This window comes from Pseudomonas sp. ok266, from assembly GCF_900110195.1.
Taxonomy (GTDB): Bacteria; Pseudomonadota; Gammaproteobacteria; order Pseudomonadales; family Pseudomonadaceae; genus Aquipseudomonas; species Aquipseudomonas neuropathica.
In genome coordinates this window covers 36,527-60,772 of the sequence record NZ_FOCU01000017.1, presented here as the reverse complement: position 1 = coordinate 60,772, position 24,246 = coordinate 36,527, and the positions used below count along the sequence as shown (strand labels likewise).

At 60.8% G+C, this 24,246-nt stretch carries 23 protein-coding genes; 9 read left to right on the top strand and 14 right to left on the bottom strand.

The window, feature by feature from the left end; genetic code table 11:
• Positions 1-32 precede the first annotated feature (32 nt).
• The gene (gene copD, locus BMY54_RS27085) at positions 33-890 is read right to left on the bottom strand and encodes a copper homeostasis membrane protein CopD (RefSeq protein WP_093440905.1); all 858 of its coding nucleotides are present in this window, start codon (positions 888-890) and stop codon (positions 33-35) included.
• Positions 891-893: 3 nt separating this feature from the next.
• Positions 894-1,256 carry a copper homeostasis periplasmic binding protein CopC gene (gene copC, locus BMY54_RS27080; RefSeq protein WP_093440901.1) on the bottom strand — a complete coding sequence of 121 codons (363 nt, stop codon included), beginning with the start codon at positions 1,254-1,256 and terminating at the stop codon, positions 894-896.
• Positions 1,257-1,395: 139 nt separating this feature from the next.
• On the opposite strand from copC, the gene BMY54_RS27075 reads away from it, so the two are divergent.
• Entirely contained in the window at positions 1,396-2,016 is a 621-nt protein-coding gene (locus BMY54_RS27075) for a TetR/AcrR family transcriptional regulator (protein ID WP_007919317.1), read from the top strand.
• A gap of 211 nt (positions 2,017-2,227) precedes the next feature.
• Here BMY54_RS27075 and preA read toward each other — a convergent pair whose 3' ends face one another.
• From preA to hydA, 3 genes are all read right to left on the bottom strand, one after another.
• Positions 2,228-3,502: an NAD-dependent dihydropyrimidine dehydrogenase subunit PreA gene (gene preA, locus BMY54_RS27070; protein WP_093440896.1), complete on the bottom strand. Its 1,275-nt coding sequence runs from the start codon at positions 3,500-3,502 to the stop codon at positions 2,228-2,230.
• Complete coding sequence (locus tag BMY54_RS27065) at positions 3,503-4,870, bottom strand: NAD(P)-dependent oxidoreductase (protein WP_093440892.1); 1,368 nt, start codon at positions 4,868-4,870, stop codon at positions 3,503-3,505. It abuts the gene before it with no gap.
• Between the two features lie 158 nt (positions 4,871-5,028).
• Positions 5,029-6,468, bottom strand: coding sequence for a dihydropyrimidinase (gene hydA / locus BMY54_RS27060; protein WP_093440887.1), 1,440 nt, complete (start codon positions 6,466-6,468; stop codon positions 5,029-5,031).
• Between the two features lie 626 nt (positions 6,469-7,094).
• Between hydA and BMY54_RS27055 the strand changes: the two genes are divergently transcribed.
• From BMY54_RS27055 to BMY54_RS27045, 3 genes are all read left to right on the top strand, one after another.
• Complete coding sequence (locus tag BMY54_RS27055) at positions 7,095-8,579, top strand: NCS1 family nucleobase:cation symporter-1 (protein WP_093440883.1); 1,485 nt, start codon at positions 7,095-7,097, stop codon at positions 8,577-8,579.
• 144 nt (positions 8,580-8,723) lie between these two features.
• The gene (locus BMY54_RS27050) at positions 8,724-10,007 is read left to right on the top strand and encodes a Zn-dependent hydrolase (RefSeq protein WP_093440879.1); all 1,284 of its coding nucleotides are present in this window, start codon (positions 8,724-8,726) and stop codon (positions 10,005-10,007) included.
• A gap of 101 nt (positions 10,008-10,108) precedes the next feature.
• Positions 10,109-11,050, top strand: coding sequence for a DHH family phosphoesterase (locus BMY54_RS27045; RefSeq protein WP_093440874.1), 942 nt, complete (start codon positions 10,109-10,111; stop codon positions 11,048-11,050).
• On the opposite strand, the gene BMY54_RS27040 is transcribed toward BMY54_RS27045, so the two are convergent.
• Entirely contained in the window at positions 11,020-11,886 is an 867-nt protein-coding gene (locus BMY54_RS27040) for a CAP domain-containing protein (protein ID WP_093440870.1), read from the bottom strand. The two genes, BMY54_RS27045 and BMY54_RS27040, sit on opposite strands and share 31 nt — an antisense overlap.
• An 88-nt stretch (positions 11,887-11,974) precedes the next feature.
• On the bottom strand, positions 11,975-12,745 hold the full coding sequence (locus BMY54_RS27035; protein ID WP_093440865.1) for an alpha/beta hydrolase: 771 nt from the start codon (positions 12,743-12,745) through the stop codon (positions 11,975-11,977).
• A gap of 112 nt (positions 12,746-12,857) precedes the next feature.
• Here BMY54_RS27035 and BMY54_RS27030 point away from each other — a divergent pair, with 112 nt between their 5' ends.
• Positions 12,858-13,802, top strand: coding sequence for an aldo/keto reductase (locus tag BMY54_RS27030; RefSeq protein ID WP_175559675.1), 945 nt, complete (start codon positions 12,858-12,860; stop codon positions 13,800-13,802).
• A 19-nt stretch (positions 13,803-13,821) separates the two neighbouring features.
• On the opposite strand, the gene BMY54_RS27025 is transcribed toward BMY54_RS27030, so the two are convergent.
• The gene (locus tag BMY54_RS27025) at positions 13,822-14,715 is read right to left on the bottom strand and encodes a LysR family transcriptional regulator (RefSeq protein ID WP_093440860.1); all 894 of its coding nucleotides are present in this window, start codon (positions 14,713-14,715) and stop codon (positions 13,822-13,824) included.
• Between the two features lie 97 nt (positions 14,716-14,812).
• On the opposite strand from BMY54_RS27025, the gene BMY54_RS27020 reads away from it, so the two are divergent.
• On the top strand, positions 14,813-15,289 hold the full coding sequence (locus BMY54_RS27020; RefSeq protein ID WP_093440856.1) for a (R)-mandelonitrile lyase: 477 nt from the start codon (positions 14,813-14,815) through the stop codon (positions 15,287-15,289).
• A 249-nt stretch (positions 15,290-15,538) separates the two neighbouring features.
• Here the strand turns inward: BMY54_RS27020 and paoC are convergent, their stop codons facing one another.
• From paoC to BMY54_RS26995, 4 genes are all read right to left on the bottom strand, one after another.
• Positions 15,539-17,737 (bottom strand): aldehyde oxidoreductase molybdenum-binding subunit PaoC, encoded by a 2,199-nt coding sequence (gene paoC / locus BMY54_RS27015; protein WP_093440851.1) that lies wholly within the window; start codon positions 17,735-17,737, stop codon positions 15,539-15,541.
• Positions 17,734-18,690 carry an FAD binding domain-containing protein gene (locus BMY54_RS27010; protein ID WP_093440846.1) on the bottom strand — a complete coding sequence of 319 codons (957 nt, stop codon included), beginning with the start codon at positions 18,688-18,690 and terminating at the stop codon, positions 17,734-17,736. Before BMY54_RS27010 ends, paoC begins: the two co-directional genes overlap by 4 nt.
• Complete coding sequence (gene paoA / locus BMY54_RS27005) at positions 18,687-19,310, bottom strand: aldehyde dehydrogenase iron-sulfur subunit PaoA (RefSeq protein ID WP_093440843.1); 624 nt, start codon at positions 19,308-19,310, stop codon at positions 18,687-18,689. The genes BMY54_RS27010 and paoA overlap by 4 nt, the downstream gene beginning before the upstream one ends.
• 290 nt (positions 19,311-19,600) lie before the next feature.
• Positions 19,601-21,355: an L-lactate permease gene (locus BMY54_RS26995; protein WP_093440838.1), complete on the bottom strand. Its 1,755-nt coding sequence runs from the start codon at positions 21,353-21,355 to the stop codon at positions 19,601-19,603.
• Between the two features lie 243 nt (positions 21,356-21,598).
• On the opposite strand from BMY54_RS26995, the gene BMY54_RS26990 reads away from it, so the two are divergent.
• Positions 21,599-21,802: a hypothetical protein gene (locus BMY54_RS26990; RefSeq protein WP_007918829.1), complete on the top strand. Its 204-nt coding sequence runs from the start codon at positions 21,599-21,601 to the stop codon at positions 21,800-21,802.
• 56 nt (positions 21,803-21,858) lie between these two features.
• Here the strand turns inward: BMY54_RS26990 and BMY54_RS26985 are convergent, their stop codons facing one another.
• Positions 21,859-22,137 carry a hypothetical protein gene (locus tag BMY54_RS26985; protein ID WP_007918828.1) on the bottom strand — a complete coding sequence of 93 codons (279 nt, stop codon included), beginning with the start codon at positions 22,135-22,137 and terminating at the stop codon, positions 21,859-21,861.
• A 301-nt stretch (positions 22,138-22,438) separates the two neighbouring features.
• On the opposite strand from BMY54_RS26985, the gene BMY54_RS26980 reads away from it, so the two are divergent.
• Both BMY54_RS26980 and BMY54_RS26975 read left to right on the top strand, forming a co-directional pair.
• A complete protein-coding gene (locus BMY54_RS26980) occupies positions 22,439-23,521 on the top strand; it encodes a hypothetical protein (protein WP_093440834.1) in 1,083 nt (360 codons plus the stop codon).
• A gap of 2 nt (positions 23,522-23,523) precedes the next feature.
• Positions 23,524-23,877 (top strand): DUF1428 domain-containing protein, encoded by a 354-nt coding sequence (locus BMY54_RS26975; protein ID WP_093440829.1) that lies wholly within the window; start codon positions 23,524-23,526, stop codon positions 23,875-23,877.
• A gap of 116 nt (positions 23,878-23,993) precedes the next feature.
• Here BMY54_RS26975 and BMY54_RS26970 read toward each other — a convergent pair whose 3' ends face one another.
• A complete protein-coding gene (locus BMY54_RS26970) occupies positions 23,994-24,185 on the bottom strand; it encodes a hypothetical protein (protein ID WP_093440824.1) in 192 nt (63 codons plus the stop codon).
• Positions 24,186-24,246 lie beyond the last annotated feature (61 nt).

The window sequence follows — 24,246 nt, the reverse complement described above, 5'->3', positions numbered from 1 at the left end:
CGAGCAAGCTCGCTCCCACAGTTGAACGGTGTTTATCCTGTGATCATCGGGGGTAGGGTGCCGAGCAGCGAGACCGCCGCAACCGCGCCAATGCCGAGCAACCACTCCAGCAGCACACTGCGCTTGAGCGTGCCCATCCGCTGCTCGCAATCATCAATCCGCAAACGATTGAACAGCGCCAAGCCAAGCATGCCCAGCACGATCAGCGCCTTGATCAACAGAATCAACGCAAACCCGCTGAACAACGGCGTCGGCCACCACTGGCCGGTCAGCACGCGGACATTGATCAATCCCGTCAGCAGCAGCCCCGCGACCAGCGCATAACCGACGCCGCTGAAACGCCGCAACACTTCACGCATCGGTTCCGTCGGCTGACGCAGAATCATCACCAGCAACAACAAACCACCCAGCCACGCCGCCACGCAGGTCAGATGCACGATCTGGTTGAGAATCAGCAATTGCCCACTCAACCCGTCGAGCATGGCGCCGTGTCCGACCGGGGCCAGGGTCGCGAGCAACAATGCGCTCAACCCCAGTCGCATCGGCATGCTTGAGCGCCAAGGCGTGAACAACAGCGCCAACAGCGCGGCATTGATCAGCAAATGCCAACGCCATACCTGACCAAAAAACGTATTGCCCAGCACCAGCGCAACCGTGTCCGGGTCAAACGCCGCCGCTGCCGAACCGGCCATGCTCGCAGTAATCAACAGCGCCCAGGCAATCCCGCTGAGCAGTGCCACAGTCGCCAGCCAACGCGCCAGTCGCGCCAGGTGCCGATCCACTTGTGGCGCTTCATCCTTGAGCAGCAACGGCCTGAACAACCAGGCCCCAAACAGCATCAACACCACGATGAAATGCACAAAGCGGCACAGCACCAGCGCTTCACTCATGGGTTACTGGCCAACCTTGAACTGATAGGCGCCTTCGCTTTTGTGCGTGTCGACCGACACTGCGTGCCATTCGACTTTGTACTCGCCGGCGCTCAAAGGAGCTGCAGGGGTAACGATCAGGGTTTTCTTGTCGCCCTCGGTGGTCAGCGGTTTGACCGCGACCGGTGCGCCATCGCGAGTCAACGTGACTTTGGTGAAACTGGCCTCGACACCTTCGGAAAAGGTCAGGCGCAAATCGGCGGGAGCAGCGACGGTGCTATCGGCGGCCGGGGTCTGGCTTTTCAGGTGGGCGTGGGCAAATACGGCAGATGCCGCGAACAGCGAAGCGAGCAGGGCAGTGGTGGTCAGGACGTTCTTGAACAGCATCGCGGATACCTCTGAGGCAGGATCGAAGAAGCGTCAGTTTAGCCATCCGCTCACGCCAGTACGAAGTTTTGTTTGCAGCGGTCGCCCGCAGACCAGAGCGGATGCTAGTCTTGGGCAACGCTGTTGTCAGGGAGCCCTTATGGGCAATCACAAGATCGAGATTCGTCGCAACAACGTCGAGAAAATTCTTCTCGCGGCGGAAAAAGTCTTCGCCGAAAAAGGCTTCGGCGGCACGGCCATGGCCGATATCGCGGCTGAGGTGCAACTGCCGCGCTCCAACCTGCATTACTACTTCAGCACCAAGAGCGAGCTGTACAGCGCGGTGCTGTTCGATCTGCTGGAAGTATGGAAACAGGATGCGCTGTGCTTTGAGATGTTCGACGATCCGCGCGTGGTGCTGAGCAGCTACATCCGCGCCAAGATGAACCACTCGCGCAGCCGACCGTACGGCTCGAAAGTCTGGGCCAACGAGATCATCCACGGCGCGCCAACGTTGGGCGAGGCGCTGGATGTCAGCCTGTATGACTGGGCGAAGATGAAGGAAGCGAAGATTCGTCAGTGGGTCGAGGACAAGCGGATTCTGCCGGTGGAACCGTCGAGTTTGCTGTACATGATCTGGGCGTCGACACAGCACTATGCTGACTTTGATCATCAGGTGAATATTCTGAATGAGCATCAGCCGTTGTCGGATATGCAGTTTGAGCGGGCGGTGCAGACGGTGACGAGTGTGATCTTGCGTGGGATCGGGTTGGAACCCTAGAAGCAAAAGCCAACCCTCACCCCAGCCCTCTCCCGGAGGGAGAGGGGGCCGACCGAGGTGTCCTGCGAGATATATCGACCTGAAAAACCGAGTCGATTGCGGATTCAAAGCAAATCGTTCATGTCGGTGGATTTCTGAAGCATCCCCCAATCAGTCCCCTCTCCCTTTGGGAGAGGGTTAGGGTGAGGGGGCTGTTGGATCAGTCGGCGATCTAGACCGCAACGTGATACGGATTCCGCGGATCATGATTCCAGTCCAGAAACGGCTTCCCAGTCTCCATCGGCACCATCTCGATACAGTCCGCCACCGGACACGTGATCTGACACAGATTGCAGCCCACACACTCCTCATCAATCACTTCATATTTATGCGTCCCGTCCGCCTGCTTCAGACTGCTGATCGCCTGGTGTGAAGTGTCCTCGCAAGCAATGTGGCAACGCCCGCACCCAATGCACGCATCCTGATCAATCTTCGCGATCACCTGATAGTTGATGTCGAGGTATTTCCAGTCCGTGGTATTGCCCACCGCGCGCCCGGAAAACTCGGCGATGCTGGCGTAACCCTGACTGTCCATCCACCGCGACAACCCATCCTTCATCTCCTCGACAATGCGGAACCCATGCAGCATCGCCGCCGTGCACACCTGCACCGCGCCGCTGCCCAGCGCCATGAATTCTGCCGCATCGCGCCAACTGCCGATGCCGCCAATCCCGCAGATCGGCAAGCCCTGGGTCTGCGGGTCGCGGGCGATTTCGGCGACCATGTTCAGCGCAATCGGCTTCACTGCCGAGCCGCAATAACCACCGTGGGTGCTTTTGCTGCCGACGGTGGGCAGGGCGACCATGTGTTCCAGGTCGACGCTGGTGATCGAGTTGATCGTATTGATCAGCGACACCGCATCGGCGCCACCACGGTGGGCCGCGCGGGCAGCGACGCGGATGTCGGTGATGTTCGGCGTCAGTTTGACAATCACCGGCAGCGAGCAATAGGTCTTGCACCAGCGCGTGACCTGCTCGACGTACTCCGGCACCTGACCGACCGCCGCACCCATGCCACGTTCAGGCATGCCGTGCGGGCAGCCGAAATTCAGCTCGATACCGTCAGCGCCGGTGGCTTCCACCAGCGGCAGGATGTGTTTCCACGACTCTTCGACGCACGGCACCATCAGCGAAACGATCAGCGCGCGGTCCGGCCAGTCCTTCTTCACCTGAGTGATTTCGCGCAGGTTGATCTCCAGCGAACGGTCGGTGATCAACTCGATATTGTTAATGCCCAGCACTTCACGGTTATTGCCGTAGTGCGCCGAGTAACGCGACGACACGTTGACCGCCGCCGGATCCTCTCCGAGGGTTTTCCAGACCACGCCACCCCAGCCCGCTTCGAAGGCGCGGACCACGTTGTAAGCTTTGTCGGTCGGTGGCGCAGAGGCCAGCCAGAACGGATTCGGTGCTTTGATGCCAGCGAAGACAATCGACAGATCGGCCATTTACGCAGCCTCCACGTTAAGCATCAGTTGAGCATTGATCGCCTCGGCGGCGCGTTTGCCGTGCTGCACGGCTTGCACGGTGAGGTCCTGATCGAGGCTGGTGCAGTCGCCACCGGCATACACGCCGGGGATGCTGGTGCGCAGGTTTTCATCAACGTAGATGCGTTCGCCCTGACGCTTGAGTTCACGGGCCAACGGGTCGGCGAGGGCGCTGCCGTCGAAGGCCTGACCGATGGCTTTGAAGATCGCGTCGGCGGCCAGCTCGAAGGTCTCGCCGGTGGTTTGCAGGCGACCGTCGACCAGATCGGTGCGGGCGAAACGCATGCCGCGCACCTGGCCCTGAGCGTCGAGCAGCACCTCTTCCGGTTGTGCCCAGGTCAGCAGGCGCACCTGATTGGCTTTGGCGATGTCCTGTTCATGACCGGTGGCGCCCATGTCGGCAGCGCCACGGCGATACACCAGATTGACGTCGCGAGCCCCGAGGCGAGCCATTTGCACGGCCATGTCGATCGCGGTGTTGCCGGCACCGAGGACGATGCAGCGTTCGGCCAATGGCAATTGCGTGAGGTCATCGGCCTGGCGCAATTCGCGAATGTAGTCGGTGGCAGCGAGCAGGCCCGGCGCATCTTCGTGGGGCAGGCCGAGTTGTTTGCTGGCATTGAGGCCGAGGCCGAGGAACACCGCGTCGAACTGCTGATGCAGTTCGCTGAGGGTCAGATTCTCGCCGAGTTTCTGCCCGTGACGAATCTCGATGCCGCCGATCTGCAGAAGGAAATCCAGTTCCTTCTGCGCGTAGTCGTCGACCAGTTTGTACTTGGCGATTCCGTATTCATTGAGGCCGCCAGCCTTCTCCCGCGCTTCGAAAATCACCACGTCATGACCGTGCATGGCGCTGCGATGCGCACAGGACAAACCGGCCGGCCCGGCACCGACCACGGCGATGCGTTTGCCGGTCGCTGCGGCGCGCTGGAACGGATGTTCGCTGAAGTGCGCGTTGTCCACGGCGTAGCGTTGCAGCAGGCCGATCAGTACCGGCGCGCATTCCTGAGCGTTGTTGCGCACACAGGCTTGTTGGCAAAGGATCTCGGTTGGACAGACCCGCGCGCAACTGCCGCCAAGGATGTTCGCCGAGAGGATTTTCTGCGCCGCACCGGGGACGTTGTCCTGATGAATGTTGCGGATGAACGACGGGATGTCGATCTCGCTGGGGCACGCATTGACGCACGGCGCGTCGTAGCAATACAGACAGCGCGAGGCTTCCAGATGCGCCTGCCGGTCATTGAGCGGCGGCGCCAGATCGGTGAAATGCCCGGCGAGGGCGGCCGCGCTTTCGTGCGGGTGGGGGAGATGGTTCAGGGTCTCGATCACGGTTTTGTGCCTCACGGTTATTTGAGGTTCTCTGCCTCTGTCGGGCAGTGGTTTTTGTGGCGTTCGGGATGGCCTCTTCGCGAGCAAGCTCGCTCCCACATTTGGAATGCATTCCCCTGTGGGAGCGAGCTTGCTCGCGAAGGCCGAAGGCCTGGATTTCAGCGTTTCACAGCAGTGGGCCGGTGCAGCTCAGCCCGCTTGCTCAGCAAATCAAACACCGCCGGATACGCCGGCCGTTCGATATACCGCCCGGCGCCACGCTCCGCACGCAGGTCGCCATCGGCCCAGACCACCCGGCCCTGGCTGATGGTGTGGCTCGGCACGCCGCGCACGGTCTTGCCTTCGAAGATGTTGAAGTCCACCTGCTGATGGTGGGTCTTGGCGGAAATGGTCCGGCTGCCTTGCGGATCCCACAGCACCAGATCGGCATCGGCGCCGACGCGAATCGCGCCTTTGCGCGGATAGAGATTGAAGATCTTCGCCGTGTTGGTGGAGGTGAGGGCGACGAAATCCTGCATCGAAAAACGCCCGGAGTTAACCCCCTCATCCCAAAGCACTGCCATGCGATCTTCGATACCCGCCGTACCGTTGGGGATCTTGCTGAAGTCATCACGGCCGGCGGCTTTTTGCTCGGCGCAGAAGCAGCAGTGGTCAGTCGCGGTGGTGTGCAGATTGCCGTTTTGGAGTCCGTGCCACAGCGCCTCCTGATGGCCGCGCGGACGGAACGGCGGGCTCATCACGTAACCGGCAGCGGTCTGCCAGTCAGGGTGTTGATAGACGCTGTCGTCGAGCAACAAATGCCCGGCCAGCACTTCGCCGTACACCGGTTGGCCCTTGCTGCGCGCATAAGTGATTTCGTCGAGGGCTTCCTTGGTCGAAACGTGCACCAGATACAACGGCGTGCCGATGGTTTCAGCAATACGAATCGCCCGGCTCGCCGCTTCACCTTCAACCTGCGACGGCCGCGACAGCGGATGCGCCTCCGGCCCGGTGATGCCCTGCGCCATCAACTTGCGTTGCAAGTGATAAACCAGCTCGCCGTTTTCCGCGTGCACGGTCGGCACCGCGCCGAGTTCCAGGCAGCGCTCAAAACTCGCCACCAGCGTGTCGTCGGCGGCCATGATTGCGTTCTTGTAAGCCATGAAGTGCTTGAAACTGTTGATCCCGTGATGGCTGACCAGCTCGGCCATTTCCTCACGAACCTGCTCGCTCCACCAGGTGATTGCGACGTGGAAGCCATAGTCGGAAGCCGACTTTTCCGCCCAGCCGCGCCACTGATGAAAGGCTTCCATCAGCGACTGCTGCGGATTGGGAATTACAAAGTCGATGATCGACGTGGTGCCGCCGGCCAGACCGGCCGCCGTGCCGCTATAGAAATCTTCGCTGGCCACGGTGCCCATGAACGGTAGTTGCATGTGCGTGTGCGGATCGATGCCGCCAGGCATCAGGTATTGACCACTGCCGTCGAGGACTTCGGCGCCGGCGGGAATATCAAGGTTTTCACCGATGGCTTTGATCACGCCGTCGGCGCAATAGACGTCGGCGCGATAACTTTCATCATGGGTAACAACGGTGGCGCCACGGATCAACAGAGACATTCCGAGTTCCTCGCAGGCATTGACCGACTTGTGCCGGTTCTAGATGTTTTATTGATGTACGGCGATGCAGGGCGTATTCCTGTCAGCGCTGTCAGGAATAGAAACTAGTCGCAGATTTGCAATAGAGCAAGATTATTTTTTATAAGCTTATGACTGTTTTAAGTGTATGAAAAATAACGATAAAAAACGTAAATCACCAAAATGGTGAGGCTGTTCACCATTTTGACGCACTTGACAGGATGGAAATATGAGCAAGATTTCCTATGTGAAATCAGCCGCTTGAAGTTGAGCTGCGGCTGCTCGCTCACGATGAAAATAAATGCAGTGCACCAGTTTGAGTCCTGTCTGTTCGGACAACTTGCCAGGTGTTTAGCCTGAGCACCCAGACAAGTTTCCGTGAACTCACCCGGTGAATAATTAAAACTGATGAATATCAGAAAGTTGCAAAGCGTTTGACCCTCGGCCCGATGCGTAAGCGGGGCACCCGGCACGTTTATTGATGCCGCCGCTGACACCTTGGCCGGTGCACGAAAGTTGTCAGTTCCTCCGGCCATCGTCCGGCTCGCACCCGCGTGTGCCTGCCGCCTGATGAGCAAAAAAATAATCAGAAGAACAGTGGAGCGGCCATGCAACAGATCAGATCGCAAGTGACCGAGCGCGACGGCTTGTTCGAACTCGAAGCCGGCAGCGACGTCCTCGACAGTCCCCGTTACAACCACGATATGGCACCGACCAAGGTGCATGAACGAACCTGGAACAAATGGCACATCACCGCGCTGTGGGTCGGCATGTCGATCTGCGTGCCGACCTACACCCTCGGCGGCGTGCTCACCGCCTACTTTGGCCTGACCGTCGGTGAAGCGCTGCTGGCGATTCTGTTCGCCAACATCATCGTGCTGATTCCGCTGACACTTAACGCTTTCCCCGGCACCAAATACGGCATTCCGTTTCCGGTGTTGCTGCGCTCGTCGTTCGGCATTCTCGGTTCCAACGTGCCGTGTCTGATTCGTGCGTTGGTGGCGTGTGGCTGGTTCGGCATTCAGACGATGTTTGGTGGGTTGGCGATTCACCTGTTTCTCGGCTCGGTGTTCGAGGGCTGGAAATCCCTCGGCGGCACGGGGGAGGTGATTGGCTTCATGGTGTTCTGGGCGCTGAACCTGTGGGTGGTGATTCGCGGCGCCGAGTCGATCAAATGGCTGGAAACGTTGTCGGCGCCGTTGCTGGTGGCGGTCGGCATCGGTCTGCTGGTGTGGGCGATGCCCAATGTGTCGATGACAGAGTTGATGGCGATTCCGGCCAAACGCCCCGAAGGTGCCAGCGTCTACGGCTACTTCGCCGCCGGACTGACGGCGATGGTCGGCTTCTGGGCGACGTTGTCGTTGAACATTCCGGACTTCAGTCGTTACGCCAAGAGCCAGAAAGATCAGATTCTCGGGCAGATCATCGGCCTGCCGCTAACCATGTTTCTGTTCGCTGCGCTGGGTGTGGTGATGACCGCCGCGTCGGTGAAACTGGTCGGTGTGACGGTGTCCGATCCGGTGACGCTGATCGGCCATATCCAAAGTCCGGTATGGGTCGCGGTGGCGATGGCACTGATCATCATCGCCACGCTATCGACCAACACTGCCGCGAACATCGTTTCGCCGACCAACGACTTTCAGAACATCGCGCCCAAGGTGATCAACCGCACCAAAGCAGTTTTGCTGACCGGGTTGGTCGGGCTGTTGTTGATGGGGCACGAGCTGCTGAAAAAACTCGGCTGGATCGTTTCCGAGGTCAGCCTGGAAAGTGTCTACTCCAACTGGCTGCTCGGTTATTCGAGCCTGCTCGGACCGATCGCCGGGATCATGGTGGTGGACTATTTTCTGATCAAGAAACAGCAACTGGATCTCGCCGGACTGTACCGCGACGACGTCTATCCGGCGTGGAACTGGGCCGGTTTTGTTGCCTTCGGCGTACCGGTGGTGTTGACCGTGATGTCGCTGGGCAGCGATGCGTTCAGCTGGTTTTACAGCTATGGCTGGTTCACCGGTTCGGCGTTGGGCGGGATTATTTATTACGGGTTGTGCGTGATGCGTGCTAGTCCGTCAGTAGCGAAATCTGCGGTGTGAATGCAGGCCTCTTCGCGAGCAAGCTCGCTCCCACAGGGGGACGCATCCCAAATGTGGGAGCGAGCCTGCTCGCGAAGACGGCCTTACTTGCAGCACAGATGTATCTGAAGAAACTCATAAGAAAAGTAGCCTGAGGAGATCCCCATGAACGCAGCCGTAGACGTTCTGCAATCGAGCCATCAGCACATCAACCGCGACCGCCTGTGGGCCTCGCTCATGGAACTGGCCAAACTCGGCGCGACGGTCAAGGGCGGGGTCTGTCGCCTGGCCCTGACCGATCTCGACCGCCAGGCCCGCGACCTCTTTGTGCAATGGTGCAAGGACGCCGGATGCAGCGTCACGGTCGATGCCGTCGGCAACATTTTCGCCCGTCGCCCGGGACGCAATCCCGACCTGCCGCCAGTGATGACCGGCAGCCACATCGACACCCAACCGACTGGCGGCAAGTTCGACGGCTGCTTCGGCGTACTCGCCGGCGTCGAAGTCCTGCGCACGCTCAACGACCTCGGCGTCGAAACTGAAGCGCCGCTGGAAGTGGTGGTCTGGACCAACGAAGAAGGCTCGCGCTTCGCCCCGTGCATGATGGGCTCCGGGGTGTTCGCCGAGAAATTCACCCTCGAAGAAACCCTCGCCAAAGTCGATGCCGATGGTGTCACCGTCGGTGAAGCGCTGAACGCCATTGGCTATGCCGGTGCGCGTAAAGTCAGCGGGCATAAGGTCGGCGCCTATTTCGAAGCACACATCGAGCAAGGCCCGATCCTCGAAGACGAACAGAAAACCATCGGCGTGGTGCTCGGCGCGCTGGGGCAGAAGTGGTTCGACCTCAAGCTGCGCGGCGTCGAAGCCCATGCCGGTCCAACGCCGATGCACCTGCGTAAAGACGCGCTGGTCGGCGCCTCGGTGATCGTCGGTGCGGTCAACCGCGCCGCCCTCGGTCATCAACCCCACGCCTGCGGCACCGTCGGTTGTCTGCAGGCCTATCCCGGTTCGCGCAACGTCATTCCCGGCGAAGTGCGCATGACCCTCGACTTCCGTCACCTGGAACCGGCGCGCCTCGACTCGATGATTGCCGAGGTTAAACAAGTCATCGAAGCCACCTGTGAAGAACACGGTCTGACTTATGAACTGACGCCGACAGCGGACTTCCCGCCGCTGTACTTCGAAAAGGGCTGCGTGGAAGCGGTGCGCGGCGCAGCGAAAGGGCTGGGTTTGTCGAATATGGACATCGTCAGTGGCGCCGGACATGACGCGATTTTCCTCGCCGAACTCGGCCCGGCCGGAATGATCTTCGTGCCGTGCGAAGGCGGCATCAGCCACAACGAAATCGAGAACGCCGCGCCGGATGATCTGGCGGCGGGGTGTGCGGTGTTATTGCGGGCGATGCTGGCGGCTTCGGCGATGGTCGCGGGAGGGCAGCGGGCGGCTTGAAGATGAAAAGATCGCAGCCTTGCAGCAGCTGTCGAGTGTAACGAGGCTGCGATCTTTTCCTGTCACCCAAACGTCACAAACCTGTGCGATGTTGCCGGCCCATGAAAATCATCACCTCCGGCGCGTCCTATCTGGACATTGACGCCTACGCCTGCTGCATTGCCTATGCCGAATTGCTCAACCTGCAAGGCATTCCCGCCCGCGCCGTCAGCAGCGCACCTGCCAACGCCAGCGTTTCGCCAAGCGTGCTCGGCTGGGGCGCGGCGTTTCACGACTACCAGCCGACATCGGACGATGAGTTTGTCTTGGTCGATGTCTCGGACTATCACCATTTCGACCCGTTGGTGGTGCTTGAACGGGTGGTGGAGGTCATCGACCATCATCCAGGCTACGAAAACTATTGGCAGCAGAAGCTTGGATCTGCTGCCGATATCCGCCCGATCGGCGCCGCAGCGACTCAGGTTTTTCAGCGCTGGCAGGCGGCCGGTGTGCTGCTGCAGATCAGCGTGCAAAGTGCCGCTTTGCTGGCCACCGCGATTCTCGACAACACGCAGAATTTCACCGGGCAGATGACCACGCCAGCGGACATCGAGGCTTACGTCGACCTCGCTTCACGGGCAAAACTGCCGGCAGACTGGCCTCGGCAATATTTTCTCGAGTGCCAGGCCAGCATCGAGTCGAACCTTGCCGCTGCATTGGCAGCCGACTCGAAACGGATGAAACCCGAGAGCAACCTGCCATGCTTTTTCGCGCAAATGACTGTTTGGGATGCCGATGCCTTGCTGCAAAAACACCTGCCGCTGATCAGGCGCTGGATGGCAGAGCAGGGCGATGACTGGCTGCTGAATGTGATCAGTATCCGCGACCGCGAAAGCTGCTTTCTGGCGCCAGCCGAGGTCAGCCAGCAAAAGCTCAATCGCTTGTTGCCACTCGATTGGCAGGGCGGATTGGCCGTGCGCGCACCGTCAATGCTGCGCAAGGAACTGTTGAAATTGGCACTGGACGCTGGCAGTCACTGCGCACCAAACACCATCGTCCAGTAAACCCCTTCATCACTGCGCGCTTCACTGGCAAACCCGGCACCGACCTGGGTAAACATCGGGTTCATCAGGTTGGCGCAGTGCCCGGGGCTGGCCAGCCATCCGGCCATGGCTTTGCCCGGTGAACTCTGTCCGGCGGCGATGTTTTCACCGATTTGCCGACCGCGATAGCCGGCTGCACGGGCGCGATCGGCAGGCAGGTCGCCGTCCGGATCACGGTGGGCGAAGTAGTTGCCGTAAGCCATGGCTTTGCTGTGCCCCTGCGCGGCGGCGCCCAGTGCTGCGTTCCAACTCAACGGCCGGGCGGCGGCGAAGCGCTGGCGTCCGCACATCCGTGGCCGGGCGCGCGCGGCGTTTACCTCAGCGAGCAAGGCCTTGCCGACGCTGCGGTTATCGCCAACGCGGCTGTCGAGCACCGGTTGCGCCAACACCACTTGCCATTCATTGCGTGAGCGACTGATGCCGATGTCGGCGTAGCTCGCATCCAGCAGCGCGGCGCAGTGTTCGTCTTGCAGCAAGTCGAAGGCCTCTTCGGCGTCCTCGGCCCCGATCACGCGAATACTGCGTACCGCAACGGCGGAGTAGCCGGACGACTTCAGCGCTTCACGCATGCCGCCGGCGTAGCGATAACCGATCGGCAAGGCCAGGTTCGACTTCAGCGCCAACGGCGCCAGGCGTTGTGCCGGGCGTCGATCGCAGCGCTGCGGATGGGCACGATAGTCGTTGATGGCGGCCACCAGTTGTCGCTCCGCGCCGGCATGGGCGGTTGCAGCGAACAGCGGCGAAAGGATCAGCAGGCACAGCGAAACGAAGCGAGACGAACGAACGGCGTGGCGCATGAGACGGGCAGCTCTGAAGAGGGACAGCGCAAAAGTTGAGTGAGCCGCAGAAAGCGGCGCGAGTAGGACTGGAGAATCGGGACTTGGTTCACCGATTCAACACATCCCCCATCCACTGCAAATACTGCGCACGATCGGAAATTGAGTTATGCCCCGAATCCGGCACCACCCGGAGCACCGCCACGCCTTGCGGGAAATTCTCCAGCAAACGCTGGGTGCTGGCGCGCGGAATCACCTCGTCATCACTGGCCGCGAGCAACAACGTCGGCACTCGGATATGCGCGGCGTACTTGCCGGATTCAAATCGGTCCTTGAGCAACCACTGCACCGGCACCCACGGATACTGGCGCGCCGCGATTTCTTCGAGGCTGTTGTAAGGCGTCACCAGAATCAGCTGTTGCACCGGCCGTTGACTGGCCAGACGCACGGCGACGCCGGAACCGAGGCTGCGCCCGACCACGGCCACCTGCGGATGACTGGCGTAGACCTGATCGAACAGCGCCAGCGCATCCTCAGCAATCGCCGCCTCCGACGGTGAACCGCCGCTGCCACCGAAACCGCGGTAGTTCAGCAGATACACCGCGTATTCGGGAAACGCCTCGGCAAACTCCGGCAGATTGCGCGACACGTCCTCGGCATTGCCGCCGAAATAGATCAGCGCCCGTGGCCCGACGCGCTCGCCGGTGATCACTGAAACCCGGGCGTCCGGCATCGACAGGATCAGTTGTGAGTCGCTGCCGCTGACGGCATTGGGCTGCGGAAAATAGATCAGCGAGCGCTGAAAAAAGAACAGCGCCGCGCACAGCACCAGGTACACGGCAACGATCAATGCGACGAGTGGCATCAGGGTTCGGGACATTCGGCTACTTTTAACGGTGTGTGAAGGATCGCTGTCGCAGTGTAGTTCAGCCCTGCCACCGGGCCGCTCGCACACACAACAGGCAACAGATCCACGCAGCAGGGGAACCAGCATGAGCCACACTGAGGGTTACTCCCGTCGCCGATTGCTCACGCTGGCTGCCGGGGTTTCGGCGGTCTTCACCTTTGATCGGGCGCTGGCCACAACCACCACGTCCACGACCACCGGAGGCCAAACCATGCAGACCCGTGCCATCCCGTCCAGTGCCGAGTCGCTGCCAATCGTGGGCCTGGGCACCTATCGCGGCTTTGACGTCGCCCCCGGCGATCCGGCCTATCGGCAATTGCCGGCGGTGCTCGATGAGCTGTTCAAAAAGGGCGGCACGCTGATCGACAGTTCACCGATGTATGGCCGCGCCGAACAGACCACCGGCGAACTGCTATCGATCCACGAACCGCGTTCGCCGGCGTTTCTGGCGACCAAGGTGTGGACGCGCGGGCGCAAGGAAGGCATCGCGCAGATGGAACAGTCGTTCAGCCTGCTACGCACCGAGCGCATCGACCTGATGCAGATCCACAACCTGCTCGACTGGCAAACCCACCTGCCGACCCTGCGTGAATGGAAAGCGCAGGGGCGCATCCGTTACATCGGCATCACCCATTACACGCCCTCGGCCTATGAGGAAGTGGAATCGGTGTTGAAGGCCGAACAACTGGACTTTCTGCAAATCAATTACGCCCTCGATGACCGAGGCGTGGAGAAACGTATTTTGCCTTTGTGCCGCGAGCGCGGCGTCGCGGTGATCTGTAATCGACCGTTCGGTGGCGGGGGACTGCTGGCCCGGCTCAAAGGCAAACCGCTGCCGGGCTGGGTGTCGGATGTGCAGGTCAACAGCTGGGCACAATTGGCGTTGAAGTTTCTGCTCTCGCATTCGGCGGTGACTTGTGTGATCCCGGGCACGGGCAATCCACGCTATATGGCCGACAACGCCAGGGCCGGGTTCGGGCCGATGCTCACCGATGCGCAACGGCATCAATTGATTGCGTTGCTGGGTTAATCGATCTCGTGGACGGCGCTCAACCGCGATAGCGCAACGCCTCCAGCAACAACGCAAACGCCGGCGCAGCCTGACGCCGGCTCGGGTAGTAGAGGTGATAACCGGCAAACGTCGGGCACCAATCTTCCAGCACTTGCAGTAAACGGCCGTCGGCCAGATACGGTGCGACGATGTTTTCCGGGATGTAACTCAGGCCGAAACCGTCCAGCGCAGCGTCGAGTAACGGGTAGACACCGTTCAGGATGACCTGTCCGGAGACCCGCACTTTCAGGCTTTCGCCATCCTTCTCGAACTCCCAACTGTACAACCCGCCGTTGGTGGGCAGGCGCAGGTTGTTGCAGGCGTGGTCGGTCAGGTCGCGGGGTGTTTGCGGCGGGGGGCGTTTGGCGAAATAGGCGGGTGAACCGACCACCGCCATGCGCATGTCGGGGCCGATGCGGGTGGCGATCATGCCTTGCGCGACGTCTTCGCCCAGGCGCACGCCAGCGTCGAAACCCTGGCCGGCGATGTCGACGAAACCATAGTCACAGCTGACTTCGACGCTGATGTCCGGATATTTGGGCAGAAATTCCTTGAGTACTGGGCGCAGCAGCCAGTCCAGCGAATGGTCGGTGGCGTTGAGGCGGATCTTGCCCGCCGGGGTGTCACGTAGATTGTTCAGTGCCGCCAGTTCCACTTCGATCTCTTCGAAGCGCGGGCCGATGGTTTGCAGGAGGTGTTCGCCGGCTTCGGTGGGCGAGACGCTGCGAGTCGTGCGGGTCAGCAAGCGCAGGCCTAAACGCGCTTCAAGCGCGCGAATCGTGTGACTGAGCGCCGATTGCGAAACGCCGAGTTTGGCCGCCGCTTTGGTGAAACTGCGCTCGCGGGCGACGGCGAGGAAGGCGAGCAGGTCGGTGGCATTTTCACGCAGCATTGATGAGTGTCCTGCATAAGTTTTTTCGAATTCTAGTCGATTATCTGAAGAGTTGACGGCGGTAGAGTGCTGGCATTGTTTATCCGGAGGAACCGCCATGAACCCGATTGCCGCTTCTGCATTGACCCTTTCCCTGTTGGCGGGTGAGGTGCAGGCCAATGAAACGCCACGAGTGACCGTCACCCCGAATGGTTCGCAACCTTCGGCCAAGGGCCCGGCAGATTGGTTCACTGGCACTGTGCGGGTGGATGCGCCGTTCAAAGGCTCCGACGCGGCGCGGATCAGTGGCGCGACAGTGACGTTTGAGCCGGGCGCGCGTACCGCGTGGCATACGCATCCGTTGGGGCAGACATTGATCGTCACGGCCGGTTCCGGGTTTGTGCAGGAGTGGGGGCAGTCGGTTCGTGAGATTCGTCCAGGGGATACGGTGTGGATTGCGCCAGGGGCCAAGCATTGGCATGGGGCGGCGCCCACCACTGCAATGACTCATATCGCGATTGCTGAAGTGCTCGATGGCAAAGTCGCGGATTGGATGGAGCAGGTGAGTGATGAGCAATATCCGTCAACCGAGTGAGGCTTTTCCCTCACCCCAGCCCTCTCCCGAAGGGAGAGGGGGCCGACCGAGGTGTCTGGCGTCATACATCGACCTGAGAGACCGAGACGATTATGGATTTACGGGAAAACGCTATCCATCGATCTGAAAGTGCTGTGTCAATTATGGATTCACAACAGGACGTTCAAGTCGGCGCAGCTCCCGAATATCCCCGGATCGGTCCCCTCTCCCTTTGGGAGAGGGCTAGGGTGAGGGGCTCTTTTCAGGCGTTTAGATCATCTCCGGCAGTGAAGAAAGGATTTTATCGAGGGTAATCGGATACTCCCGCACCCGCGCTCCGGCGGCGTTGTAGATCGCATTCGCCACCGCCGCACTGACCCCGCAAATCCCCAACTCACCGACACCCTTGGCCTTCATCGGCGAAGACACTGGATCAGTCTCATCAAGAAAAATCACCTCCTGATGCGGAATGTCGGCATGCACCGGCACCTCGTACCCGGCCAGATCATGGTTGACGAAAAACCCAAGTTTTTTGTCCACCGCCAACTCTTCGATCAACGCCGCACCGACGCCCATGGTCATTGCGCCGATCACCTGACTGCGTGCCGAAGTCGGATTGAGAATCCGTCCCGCCGCGCATACCGCCAACATGCGCCGCACGCGTACTTCACCGGTGGCCGCGTCGACGGCGACTTCGACGAAATGTGCGCCGAAGGTCGACTGCTGATACTTCTCGGCCAGATCACCGAACTCGATGCTGTCCTCGCCGACCAGCGCGCCGCCTTCAGCCGCGTTGCGCAACGGTACGCTCTTGTTGCCGAGCCGCACCTGACCGTCGACAAACTCCGCCTGATCCGCCGCCATGCCCAGCTTGCCCGCCACCGCTTCACGCAGTTTTACGCACGCGGCAAAGACCCCGGAGGTCGAGCAGTTACCGCCGAACTGGCCGCCGGAGCCGGCCGACACGGGGAAGTTCGAGTCACCCAGCCGCACCACCACCGCGTCGAGGCTTACGCCCATCATCTCGGCGGCAGTCTGCGCGATGATCGTATAGCTGCCGGTGCCGATATCGGTCATGTCGGTTTCCACAACAATCTTGCCGTCACGCTCCAAATGCACGCGGGCGCCGGACTTGACCAGCAGGTTGTTGCGAAACGCCGCCGCCACGCCCATGCCGATCAGCCAGCGACCTTCACGACGGCTAGCTGGTTGAGCCTTGCGCTGGTTCCAGCCGAATTTCTCGGCCCCGGTCTGCAGGCATTTGACCAATTGCCGCTGGGAAAACGGCCGTTCGGTCTTCACTGGATCAACCTGCGTATCGTTGAGAATGCGGAATTGCACCGGGTCCATCTTCAGTTGCTCGGCCATCTCGTCCATGGCGATTTCCAGCACCATCAACCCCGGTGCTTCACCCGGCGCACGCATGGCGTTGCCTTCGGGCAAATCGAGCGGCGCGAGGCGCATGCTCACGCGACGGTTTTCGGCGGCGTACAGCAACTGGCTCGGTTGTGCGGCGAGCTCGACCTTGCCGTCGGCGAGGTTGCCCGACCAGCCCTCGTGGGCGATGGCGGTGAGCTTGCCGTCCGCCGTGGCGCCCATGCGGATGCGCTGAATTGTCGCCGGACGGTGCGTGGTGTTGTTGGCCATCTGCGGGCGGGCGAGGGCCACTTTCACTGGTCGGCCAGCCATGCGCGCACCGAGGGCGGCAAGAATCGCGTCGGCGCGGATGAACAGCTTGCCGCCGAAACCGCCACCGATATACGGCGAGACCAAACGAACTTTTTCCTTCGGTAGGCCGAGGGTTTTCGCAATGTCGCCGACACTCCAGGCGACCATCTGATTGGAGGTCCACAAGGTCAGTTGATCGCCTTTCCACGCTGCCAATGTCGCGTGGGGTTCCATCATCGCGTGGGACTGGTCCGGGGTGGTGTAAGTCTGATCGAACTGTACCGGCGCGGCGGCAAAGGCCTTGTCGAAGTCACCATGATTGACGTCGGGCAACTCGTCTTTCGGCTCGACGCCCAAGTCTTTTACGCTGGCCAGATCGAACTTGCCTTCGACGGCTTCGTAATCGACCTTGACCCGTTGCGCGGCGGCGCGGGCTTGTTCGAAAGTCTCAGCGACGACCAGCGCGACGGCCTGCTGATAATGCTGAACTTCGGGACCGGCGAGCAGGTGGGCGGCGTTGTATTGACCCTTGTCGAGCTTGCCGGCATTCGCGGCGGTGACAATCGCCAGCACGCCCGGCGCGGCTTTCGCCGCGTCCAGATGAATGGCTTTGATCCGCCCTTTGGCGATGGCCGCATCGACCATGACACCGTAAGCCTGATTGGCGGCCGCTTCATGTTGCTCGTAGGCATACGTGGCCTGGCCGCTGGTTTTCAACGGGCCTTCGATGCGCTCGGTGGGTTGGCCGATGACCTTCAACTGGTCGATCGGGTTGGTGGTGGCGGGCGTGTCGAATTTCATGCTTGATCCCTCGCTTGCGCCAACACCGAGCCGAGCGTGCGCTCGACCAGGGTCAGTTTGAATTGGTTGTCGTGAGTCGGCGTGGCGCCGTCGAGCAGGCGTTCGCTGACGGCTTTGGCGCCTTTTGGCAGCAGCGCTTCGGCCGCTTCAACCCGCCACGGTTTCGGCGCGATACCGCCGACCGCAACGCGGCCACTGCCGTCCTTTTGCAGGATCAGACCAACCGAGACCAGCGCGAATGCGTAGGACGAACGATCACGCACCTTGTGATAAATGTGAGTGCCGCCGACGGGCGCGGGCAGTGTCACCGAGGTGATGAACTCGCCGGGCGTCAGGCTGGTTTCGATGTTCGGCGTGGTACCGGGTAACTGGTGAAAGTCGGCCATGGCGATGCTGCGCGTCGTGCCGTCAGGTTTCACCGTTTCAATCTGCGCATCGAGAGCACGCATGGCAATCGCCATGTCACTCGGGTGCGTGGCGATGCACGCGTCGCTGACGCCGATGATGCCGAGTTGCCGACTGACCCCGCCAATCGCCGCGCAACCGCTGCCGGGATTGCGTTTGTTGCAGGCTTGATGGGTGTCGTAGAAATACGGGCAGCGCGTGCGTTGCAGCAGGTTGCCGGCGGTGCTCGCCATGTTGCGCAACTGTCCGGAAGCCCCGGCGAGCAAGGCGCGCGAGAGCAGGGCGTAGTCTTGCCGCACGCGCATATCGGCCGCCAGATCGGTGTTGCGCACCAGCGCGCCGATGCGCAAGCCGCCCTCGGGCGTGGCTTCGATCTGATCCAGGCCGAGGTGGTTGACGTCGATCAGGTGCAGCGGGGTTTCGATGTCGAGTTTCATCAAGTCCAGCAGGTTGGTGCCGCCAGCGATGAAGCGTGCGCCCTCGACCTGTGCGGCTTGCGCAGCGGCAGCGGCGGGGGAGTCGGCGCGGCTGTAATTGAACGGTCTCATGCCGGTACCTCCGCGACTTCGGTGATGGCTTCGATGATGTTCGAGTACGCACCGCAGCGGCAGATATTGCCGCTCATGCGTTCCTGAAACTCTCTGGCGATCAACTGCGGCGCCTCGGTGAGGCTCTCACTGACGTGGCTGGGGATGCCGTCGCGGATTTCCTTGATCACTGACACCGCCGAGCAGATCTGCCCCGGTGTGCAATAGCCGCACTGATAGCCGTCGTGCTTGATGAATGCGGCCTGCATCGGGTGCAGATTGTCGGGCATGCCGAGGCCTTCGATGGTGGTGATCTCGCTGCCTTCGTGCATCACCGCCAGGGTCAGGCAAGAGTTGATGCGTCGACCATCGGCGATCACCGTGCAGGCGCCGCACTGGCCGTGGTCGCAGCCTTTTTTGGTGCCGCTCAGGTGCAGGTGCTCGCGCAAGGCATCGAGCAGGGTGGTGCGGGTGTCGACGTCAAGCGCACGCGGCTTGCCGTTGACGTTGATCGTCACTTTGCTCATAGCCGGTTGCTCCAGATTGGCCGCGTAGGCCTTGAGGCTGATAAACGGCGGCATCGCGAACGCGGTGGCGGTCACGGCGCCGAGGATCAGAAATCCGCGTCGGGAAATCGTCATGGTTCGATTCCTTTTCTCTCTTCATCAGGGCAGCAGGGTCGTGGATGGCCCAAGCGGGCAGCCAGCGTCATCGCCGGTCTCGTAAAGGAGTGACTGCCGAAGAGAGGAAAAGGTTTTTGCGGATTTGCGCTATAGAGTTATGCGTGTGGTTCATCAATCGCCTGACTTGGCACAAATCCCTGTGGGAGCGAGCTTGCTCGCGAAGAGGCCGGCACATTCAACCTCTTCATCGACTGAACGGACGCCTTCGCGAGCAAGCTCGCTCCCACAGGGGAATGGGGTCTACCTGGCTAATGCGAGCCAACCACCATATGCGTAAACGGCGCCACATACGCCTGCAACGTCACCAGTCCGCCGACCAGAATCGCCAGCACAATCGAGTGGAAGAACACGTAGCGCAAAATCTCGCCCTCATGCCCGTACCAGCGGGTCGCGGTGGAGGCGACCACGATCGATTGCGCATCGACCATTTTGCCCATCACCCCGCCGGAGCTGTTCGCCGCCGCCATCAGGATCGGACTGATCCCGAGCTGTTCCGACGTCACCCGCTGCAAGCCGCCAAACAGTACGTTCGATGCGGTATCGGAACCTGTCAGCGCGACGCCCAGCCAACCGAGCAACGTGCCGAACATCGGATAGAAAATCCCCGTCGCGGCAAACGCCAGGCCCATGGTCGCGTCGAGTCCCGAGTAGCGCGTGAGAAACCCTAGCGCCAGCATCGCCGCAATGGTGATCAACGAAAACCGCACCACCCACAACGTGCGCAGGTATTGCTTGATCAGTTGCGGGATCGAATAGCCCATCAGCAAACCACCGACAATCGCCGCCAGCAGAATCCCGCTGCCGGTGGCGGTGAACCAAGTGAATTTGTACACCGCTTCTTCCGCTTTCGGTGCCGCGACCACCGGCGGCACTTTTTCGATTTGCAGGTGCAAAGTGCTAAAAGTCACGGCCGGGGCGAAGACCGGGTTGGCTTCGCGCAGCGGCTTGCCCTGCGGGTCGAGCTTGGCCGAGTGGGTTACCGGATCAATGGCGGGGCGGGTGTCGAACATATTCTTGAAGCCCTGAGTGCCCCAGGCAAACACGAACACGGTGAGGATGATCCACGGCATCCACGCGCGCATCACCGCCGGGCGCGCCTGATCGCTGAACGCGGCGCTGGCAGTGACTTTTTCTTCCTCGACTTTGGAGTTGTCGACCCGCCCTGACAGCGCTGCCGAAGTGTGAATGGTCGCCGGTTTCCATACCTTCAAAAACAGCGTCAGACAGGCCATGGAAATCAGCGCGGCGATCACGTCCACCAACATTGGGCCGTGGTAGTTCGACACCAGAAATTGCGGGATCGCGAAGCTGACGCCGGCCACCAGAATCGCTGGCCAGATCTCCAGCATCTTGCGCCACCCGGCGAAGGCCCAGATCAACCAGAACGGCACCAGCACCGAGAAAAACGGCAACTGCCGACCAACCATCATCGACAGCTCCATTTCATCCAGCCCGGTAACTTTGGCCAGCGTGATGATCGGCGTACCGAGTGCGCCGAATGCCACCGGCGCGGTGTTGGCGATCAGCGCCAGACCAGACGCGGCCAACGGCGAAAACCCCAGCCCGATCAGAATCGCCCCGGTCACCGCTACCGGCGTGCCGAAACCCGCCGCACCTTCAAAAAACGCACCGAAACAGAAGGCGATCAGCAGCAACTGCAAACGGCGGTCATCGGTGATCCGCGCAAGGGAATCCTGCAGCACTTTGAACGAGCCGTTCTCGGTGGTCAGGCGATGCAGAAAGATGATGTTGAGGACGATCCAGCCGATTGGCAGCAAGCCATTCGCCGCACCGAACAACGCCGCAGAACCGGCCATGCTCGCCGGCATGCCGAAGGCAAAAATCGAAATCAGCAGGGCGGACGCCAGCGCCAGCAGCGCCGCGAGATGCGCCTTGACGTGGAAGAACGCCAGCGCCGCAAGCATCACCACCACCGGTACGGCGGCCATGAGCGTGGAGATCACCGGGTTGCCGAACGGGTCGTAAATTTGCTGCCAGACCATGGTCCACCTCTGCTTGTTGTTATTGAGGGCGCAGATCCATTGCGTGGGGCTTGGTTGCAAGGAGTATAGGTGGCATTTCGCCGCTGCTCGGGCAGCGCGGGCGGGGCGACAAACGGTCGATAGTGGCCAGTGAATCAACGGCGTTTTGCCCGGTCGTATCTGCGGCTGCGCGCACCGCGTCCTGAAGGCGCGGGCAGCGTCGCCGATTCCGTCGTCAAGACCTTGGTTTTAGGGAAGTGTTGAATGAAGCGCGCAACAACGATGCTGCTGACCGTGACCGCCGCCGTATTGCTCGGCGGCTGTGTCGCGGATTTTGATGATGACCACCGCCATGGCCGGCATTACGACCGCGACCATGGCCGCAATTACGACCATGACCGGCGCTGGGATGACCGCGATGATCGCCGCGACGGGCGTCGCTACTACCGTGATCGGGATGATGACTGATTGAACGCAAGAGGGCGTCCCGCGATGGGACGCCCTCTTTGTTTAACCCTCGATACTCAAGAAAAGTGAGCGCTCGCCCGGACGCTGGATCGCGCAGGCACGGAGGCCTCGATGTCCAGCAAATGGGTGGCGAGAATGTCGCTCAGAAAACGGAACTGATCGTTGATGCCGACCACTTCATTGCTGAAATGATTGGTGGCGGCGGGCATCAGCAGATCTTCGAAATCTTCGTTGAACACCAGTGCCTGCGCCTTGTGCGACACGGCGTGCTGGTCGTAATAGTTGCTGCCGAACACCGGGAAACTCACGGAGAGTGTGACGTGGGTGTGAATCATGTTGTGAACTCCTCGTTGTGTTTCGGATGGCTTAATCGTGCCTTTGACGGGCGGCGGGCGGAAGGCAATCGTGGCGATGGTGAATATCGATGGCAGTGATGGTTGTCGCAGACCACTGTGGGAGCGAGCTTGCTCGCGAAGGCGTCGAGCCAGTCGATTCATATGTGTCTGATACACCGCATTCGCGAGCAAGCTCGCTCCCACAGGGGATCTGCAGTGTTTTCGCGATAGCGGACAAATGGTCCGACGCCCACACCTATACTCAAATCTGACTCCTCCTTATTGAAAGGAAACCTCAACCGTGAACTCGCGTGCGCTGCTCGTCGCCGCACTGTTGTTGCTGGCCGGCTGCGCCACTTCGGCGCGGGCGCCGGTGTCAGCGCCGCAAGCCGTGTTCGTCTCGCCGCAGACCTGGCAGCAGATCGACCGCGAAATCGTCAGCGCTTCGCAGCAAGCCACCGAGCAAGTCAAAGTCTTTGCCCGTGGCTCGATGGAACATTGGCGCACTCGCGTCTATCAGCAAACTGAAGAAAATTTCATTCCGTGGTTCAGCAGCTACTGGACCCAGGAATGGCTGTCGATGAAAGTCAGTTGGTACACGATCAATGCCGGCGGTGAGCAGGACGCCTCGGCCAAGCGGCTGGCGGCGTATCTGCTTGAGCAATATCAGGAAAGGGTGCTGGCGCCGGTGGCGGTGGAGATCGATCCGGATGCAATTCTGGGGCAGGCGACGGCGTTCTATGCGCAGTTGATGGCGCAACAGATGCCGCTCATCGCCCAGCGTCATGGTGTGCCTGTCGCTCAGCTCAACGGGCGTTTGCAGAAAATCCCCGCCATTGCACTGGGCCCGCCGCCAGCGCGGGATGCTTCGTTGTTTCAAGTGATCAGCACGGAACCGTTGAACACCTTGCCGGCCTATGCCGCGTTGATCGACAAGATCCACACTGACGGCGGCGCCAAGGGCATTGCCTCGACCGATGCCGGCATGGCCCCGGTGGCCAAGCGCGCCAGTCAGCGGATGGAAGCGGAAATGGCGCCGCGCGGGGCCGCCAGTGCTGTAGCGGCTGCGGCGGGGAAACTGGCTGGAGGGCTGATCTCGGTCGGTGTCGCCGGCATTCGCGCCATCCTCCAGGCCAATGACCGGCCCGACAGCGAAGCGCTGATTCGCAGCAGTCTGGGCAGCACCTTTGACAAGGCCTGGCTGAAACTGGTGCAGAACCCGACGACCGGGGTTATGGCCGGCACGTTGCACTTGGCCGGGCAGGTCGAGCGCAATCTGGGTGGGGGTGATGAACCGTCGGTCGGCTTGGGCGTGAATTCTGTCGAATGGCAGCCGCCGCACTCGACTAACCAGCAGATCGAACCCAACGTGCAAGGAGAGTGATCATGGCTTACATCGATATTTTTGTAGCGCCGGTGCCAACCGCCAATCGTGAGCAGTACAAAAAACACTGTGAAATCGCCGCGAAGCTGTTCAAGGAATACGGTGCACAGGATGTGATGCAGTGCTGGGGCGATGACGTGCCGGAGGGCAAGGTCACGTCATTTCCGATGGCGGTCAAACTCAAGGAAGGCGAGACGGTTTCATCCGGCTGGCTGATCTGGCCCGACAAGGCCACTCGCGACGCTGGCATGGGCAAAATGATGGAAGATCCGCGCATGCAACCGGACGTCAACCCGATGGGGTTTGATGGTCAGCGGATGATCTTTGGTGGCTTTAAAAATATCCTCGAACCCTGAAACCAGCGTAAATCTTTTGTAGGAGTGAGCCTGCTCGCGATCGCGGTGGGTCTGTCAATGAAGCATTGAATGTGCGAACGCCATCGCGAGCAGGCTCACTCCTACAGGTATTGTGTTCACTCCGAGGGGGTGATGCGACAGCTTTTGCGGTTGCGGATCTGCTCATCGGTGGGGCGCTCGCGGACGAATTCGAAGCGCGGCTCACCTTCGCTGTAATGCACCAGCCAGCCCCATTCCAGTTCACTTTCATCCTGCCCGGGATTGGGCGGGCGGGCCCACCACGGTTCTTTGCTGAGGATCGCGCGCATGGCGGCCTCCGGTTGATGGCAATCCTTGAACTATAGCTTCCTGTCACGAGTCGTCAGATCA